Annotated in this window: 7 protein-coding genes and 1 pseudogene; 1 reads left to right on the forward strand and 7 read right to left on the reverse strand. The window is 70.9% G+C overall.

Annotated features, from left to right (window positions below; all coding sequences use genetic code 11):
- Positions 1-164: 164 nt before the first annotated feature.
- The 5 genes from ACNFOC_RS51425 to ACNFOC_RS51445 all read right to left on the reverse strand — a co-directional run bounded on the left by ACNFOC_RS51425 (position 165) and on the right by ACNFOC_RS51445 (position 3336).
- Complete coding sequence (locus ACNFOC_RS51425) at positions 165-890, reverse strand: SRPBCC family protein (protein WP_416965872.1); 726 nt, start codon at positions 888-890, stop codon at positions 165-167.
- A 23-nt stretch (positions 891-913) separates the two neighbouring features.
- Positions 914-1555 carry an ArsR/SmtB family transcription factor gene (locus ACNFOC_RS51430; protein ID WP_416965873.1) on the reverse strand — a complete coding sequence of 214 codons (642 nt, stop codon included), beginning with the start codon at positions 1553-1555 and terminating at the stop codon, positions 914-916.
- 161 nt (positions 1556-1716) lie between these two features.
- On the reverse strand, positions 1717-2424 hold the full coding sequence (locus ACNFOC_RS51435) for an antibiotic biosynthesis monooxygenase (RefSeq protein ID WP_416965874.1): 708 nt from the start codon (positions 2422-2424) through the stop codon (positions 1717-1719).
- 97 nt (positions 2425-2521) lie between these two features.
- Positions 2522-3202 (reverse strand): hypothetical protein, encoded by a 681-nt coding sequence (locus tag ACNFOC_RS51440; protein ID WP_416965875.1) that lies wholly within the window; start codon positions 3200-3202, stop codon positions 2522-2524.
- Positions 3199-3336: a hypothetical protein gene (locus ACNFOC_RS51445; RefSeq protein WP_416965876.1), complete on the reverse strand. Its 138-nt coding sequence runs from the start codon at positions 3334-3336 to the stop codon at positions 3199-3201. Before ACNFOC_RS51445 ends, ACNFOC_RS51440 begins: the two co-directional genes overlap by 4 nt.
- Before the next feature lie 162 nt (positions 3337-3498).
- Between ACNFOC_RS51445 and ACNFOC_RS51450 the strand changes: the two genes are divergently transcribed.
- On the forward strand, positions 3499-3741 hold the full coding sequence (locus ACNFOC_RS51450) for a hypothetical protein (RefSeq protein ID WP_416965877.1): 243 nt from the start codon (positions 3499-3501) through the stop codon (positions 3739-3741).
- A gap of 33 nt (positions 3742-3774) precedes the next feature.
- Here ACNFOC_RS51450 and lipB read toward each other — a convergent pair whose 3' ends face one another.
- Positions 3775-4230 carry a lipoyl(octanoyl) transferase LipB gene (gene lipB / locus ACNFOC_RS51455; RefSeq protein ID WP_416965878.1) on the reverse strand — a complete coding sequence of 152 codons (456 nt, stop codon included), beginning with the start codon at positions 4228-4230 and terminating at the stop codon, positions 3775-3777.
- Positions 4185-4290, reverse strand: a pseudogene (locus tag ACNFOC_RS51460) (YIP1 family protein); the annotation flags it as partial. The pseudogene ACNFOC_RS51460 and the gene lipB, both read right to left, overlap by 46 nt.

Here is a 4290-nt window from a genome sequence, read left to right on the forward strand (position 1 = left end):
CAGTTGGGGCAGGTAGGTGCCGGGAGTCTGGCCTGTGACCGGTTCCATACCGTGGCTCTACGCCTGGGTCGACGTCGTCTCGATGTTCACCTCCGACGGCGACGACCACAAACGCCTGCGCCAACTGGTCAGCCGCGCCTTCACTCTCGCCGACTTGCACCAGGTCAGGCGAAGGCCCCGTCCAGCCAGTTCCGCCAGGCGAGTTCGTTCGTCTTGGCGTCGGCGTCCGGCGCGAAGTCGTGGACGCTGATGCCGACCGGGGCACCCCAGTGGTTGCGCCCGAAGAAGCGGATCAGTGCGCTGTCGGTGCGCAGTCCGATGAAGTGCGGGTCGCGGAAGTCGAGTACGGCGTCCAGGAGTTGCCCCTCGGGCCCGCGCGCCTGGATCCGTGCTCCCTCGGTGGTGTCGTCCGCGAGGCCGAGCGCCCGGCCGACAACTCCGAAGGCGTCGGCGGCGGTTGAGGCATCGGGACCGTCGAGGGTGGCGAACGCGACCGGGCGGCCCGCGAAGTGGGTGACGTACTGCCGCAGGGTGTGCAGGTAGAACGCGTTGTGCTTGCGCGCGCCGTCGTACTGGTTGTCCCAGTCGTCGGTGAAGATCCCGCTGTGCACGTACCGCACCCAGGCGCGACGGCCGTCGTCGCGGGGCTCGATGGTCTCGTCGATCTGGTTGAGGCTCTGGGTGGGGAAGCCGACGTCCTCGCTGAGGGCGGTGAGCCGGTGCGGCGGGTCGAAGTTCGTGAGCGTGGACCCGAAGGGCCCGGTGCGCTTCTCCCCGTCGAACTCCATCGGCCACAGCCAGCCGCCCGTACCGGACGTGATGGCGTCCCACACCTCCCCCGGCGTGGCGTCGACCTCAAACTCGTAGACGATCTCGAATTCCTTGGACATGACTGGCTCCTGGCTCCTGAGTCCTACTGGTCCAACTCCGGGGTGGACGGGTCCGGTCCGGGGACGGGCCGGGGTTGCGGCTGTTCCTTGACCGTGGGGTGGACGGCCACGATGATCCGGTGGTCGCGTCCCTCCTCCGCGTCACCCGCGTCGTACTTGCGGATGAGGGCGCTCACCCCGGCGGTCAGTTCCTGGATGAACGCGGCCCGGTCGGCGGCGGACGCGAAGCGCACCTCGCCGTCCAGCGCGTACGTCGCCAGCCGCTTGTGGGCCTTGGTCGCGCCGGTGATCAGCGAACCGACGTCCCGCACCAGCCGGGCGCCGAGCGCCAGCAGCCAGCGCGCGGACAGCTGATCGCGGAACCGGTCCGGGTCCGGCTGCACGGCGGCGAGCGCGAGCGGCGAGATGACGTACGACGCGGCGGTCGCCCGCATCAGCCGCTCGGTGACATTGCCCTTGCGCCGCTCGCCGGCCAGCTCGACCAGGCCGTGCCGCTCCAGCGCCTTGAGGTGGTAGTTCACCTTCTGCCGGGGCAGGCCGACCTTGCCGGCCAGCATGGTGGCGGACGCGGGTCCGGCCGCCAGCTCGGCGAGCAGCCGGGCCCTTATGGGGTCCAGCGAGACGGCTGCGGCCTCGGGGTCCTCGATCACGGTGACGTCCAGCATGCGTCCACCGTCTCACCGAACACTTTTTTTGTCCAGGGGAGTGAGATTGTCGGCAGGACCCTTCTGCCGGCCGGTCGGACTTCCACGGCCAGTCGGACTTCCGCGGCCGGCCGGGTTTCCGCCGGCCAGCTAGGTTCCGCCGGTCAGTCGGGTTCCGCCGGTCAGTCGGGGACGAGGCCGAGGGCGTGGTCGTAGCGGCCGACCGTGGTGCTCTTCAGGCCGGGCCAGGTCTGGACGCGTTCCCAGAGCGCGGTGGCGGAGCCGATGCCGTCGCCGGGGGCCGCGAGGGCCTCGATGTGGGACTGGGCGCTGTCCCACTCGGCGTAGTTGAGGACGCGGGTGCCGTCGGTGGAGAGGTGGAAGTGGGCGGAGATGCCGCCGGGGTGCGGGGCGGGTTCGTTCTCCAGGGCCTCGAACACGGCGTCCACCCAGGCGCGTTGACGGTCGGGGTCGGGGCCCTCGAACTCGATGTCGACGATCACTATGCATCCGGGGGTACGGCCGCCCCGGTCCGCCGGGCCTCCGCTGCGGTAGTGCCGGTAGCGGCCGAGGCCGAGGCGCTCGATGCCCGGTACGGCGGTGTCGATCTCGTCGACGCGTTCCTGGCGGCGGGTCTTGACGAAGGCCTCGTACACCGGCTCGCTCGTCCACTGCGAGTAGTGCAGCAGGGTGGAGGCGTCGTGGCCGGTGTAGACGTGGTAGCCGAGGAGGTCGTCGGCGGGCCAGGGGCGGCGTTCCCAGGCGGCGGCGACCGCCTCGACCGTCTGCCGCTGGCGCAGCGGTGTGCCGACGCGCCAGGTGCTGAAGAAGGGGGCGCCGACGCGGGGATCGGAGAGGGCTGGGTGGGAGTCGGTTCGGCGGGTGGTCATGCGGGCCTCCGATGCTCGGTACGGGTGTGTACCGAACAGCCTTCAACCTCGACCAAACTTGAGGTCAAGGCCCGCCCTACTTCTGTACCTCGCCTCCTTATTTCGGCGCCTCGCCTCCCTCCAGGCGGGCCAAGCGGCTCTGGAACCAGTCGAGCCGGGCCTGCAACAGGGCTGCCTCCGCGACGAGTTCGGGCACGCCGAGCCCCTCGGGCAGACCGGGGTCGACGTTCACCGTCTCCCCCTCGCTCCCCGCCACCACCCGCAGCCCGTCGCCGGCCAGCCGGGCGAACGCGGCGAGCGAGACGGACGTACGGCCACGGACGCAGCCCGCGCACGCGGCGGCCAGGGCGCGCCAACCGGGCCTGCCCCAGCCGGCATCGGCCAGGGCGACGGCTCGGGCGCCGCAGGTGCAGGGGCCGACGGTGGCGGTGCGGACGCGTTGACGGGCGTAGCGGAAGCCGAGTTCGAAGCGGATGTAGGTGCCGAGCACGGTGATGTCGAGGAGGACCGCCGCGCGGTGCTCGGCGGTGCACAACAGGGCCTCCGCCGCTGCCCGTTCGTGCACACAGTGGAAGCCGCAGTCGCAGAGTCGCGCGGGCGAACGGTGGCGGCGGCCGTAGACGCAGGACGCGTCGGCCACCACTCCGTACGGCAGCGCGCCGCCCAGCGACACACCGGTGAACCCGGCCCGGGTGCCGTCCTGGGACAGCACCGGGTGGGCGATCTTGAATCCGGTCGGCGGCTCCGTCGGGCGTTCCTCGGGGAGCCGCAGCCTCATCGGGCGGCCGGTACCTCTTCGGGCGCCTTCTCCTCCGTGAACTCCGCGATGTTCTCGGGTAGTTCGAGCTCTTCCTCGTGGATCTGCGGCCGCTCTTCGGCGACTCCGGTGGCCAGTGCCTTGCCGAGCTTCATGACGCCTCCCGTGACCAGAGGTGGGTCAACTTCCCACGCCTGTGACCTTCCTGGCCATGGTGACCCATGAACGGGCCGATTGGACATAGGGCCTTGTGCCCGCGCGCGGGAAGCGGTGTCGTCGCGCGAATGGCGATGGTCTCCCACGGGCATCGTGCCCCTGTGCACACGTTCGGGATCGTCATCATCGCGGTCGTCGGTCTGTTCGTCTGGCTGCTGGCCGCGCTGCTCCTCGTCATGGCCCACACCTACTGGAACGCACGATGGACGCGCGCGGCACACGTCGTGGTGTCCGTGGCCCTCCTGGGGGCACTGGCGTTCGGGATCTACCGGCTGGTCCTCGCCATTCCGGCCGACGGGTGCGGAGGCTCCCCCGCCCAGAAGTCGTGGTGCTCGCTGGGTTGAGGCCGCGTCCGGTACGGCCCCCGTCTCTCCCCGTCACACCGCCCCCAGCGCCTTCGCCACCGCGTCCCTCACCGCTGCCTCCGAGGGGGCGGATCGGCCCTGCCTCGCGGCCAGTTCGGCGAGGGAGGTCATCGTCACCCCGGGCAAGCCGCAGGCAGTGAACGCGGCGAACTCCTCAAGGTCCGACGTGATGTTGAGGGCGAAGCCGTGGCTCGTCACGCCACCCCTGATGCGCATGCCGATCGAGGCGAGCTTCGCGCCGGCCGGTGTCCAGATGCCGGCCAACGACTGGGCGCCGGGCGGGGTGTCCCGTCGTAGCGTCTCGAAACCGAGGGTGGCGCAGGCGGCGATCAGGGCGTTCTCGACCTGGCGCACGATGTCGCCGGGGCCGCGCTCGCGGAGGTTGAGGACCAGGTAGCCGATCAGCTGGCCGGGGCCGTGGCCGCGAGCAGGCCGTAGAGGAACGTCACGATCAGGGCGGGGCCCCACATCGTGTAGTCCCGCATCTGGAGGAAGGTCTGCTGGGGGGCGAGGACGATGCCTCTCAGC

The sequence above is a fragment of the Streptomyces colwelliae genome (assembly GCF_048158785.1).
Classification (GTDB): Bacteria; Actinomycetota; Actinomycetes; order Streptomycetales; family Streptomycetaceae; genus Streptomyces.

Excerpts from the sequence above, each read along its gene's own strand:
- ACNFOC_RS51445 (WP_416965876.1), bottom strand. The coding sequence starts at position 3,336 with ATGAAGCTCGGCAAGGCACTGGCCACCGGAGTCGCCGAAGAGCGGCCG.
- ACNFOC_RS51430 (WP_416965873.1), bottom strand. The coding sequence starts at position 1,555 with ATGCTGGACGTCACCGTGATCGAGGACCCCGAGGCCGCAGCCGTCTCG.
- ACNFOC_RS51440 (WP_416965875.1), bottom strand. The coding sequence starts at position 3,202 with ATGAGGCTGCGGCTCCCCGAGGAACGCCCGACGGAGCCGCCGACCGGA.
- ACNFOC_RS51425 (WP_416965872.1), bottom strand. The coding sequence starts at position 890 with ATGTCCAAGGAATTCGAGATCGTCTACGAGTTTGAGGTCGACGCCACG.
- ACNFOC_RS51435 (WP_416965874.1), bottom strand. The coding sequence starts at position 2,424 with ATGACCACCCGCCGAACCGACTCCCACCCAGCCCTCTCCGATCCCCGC.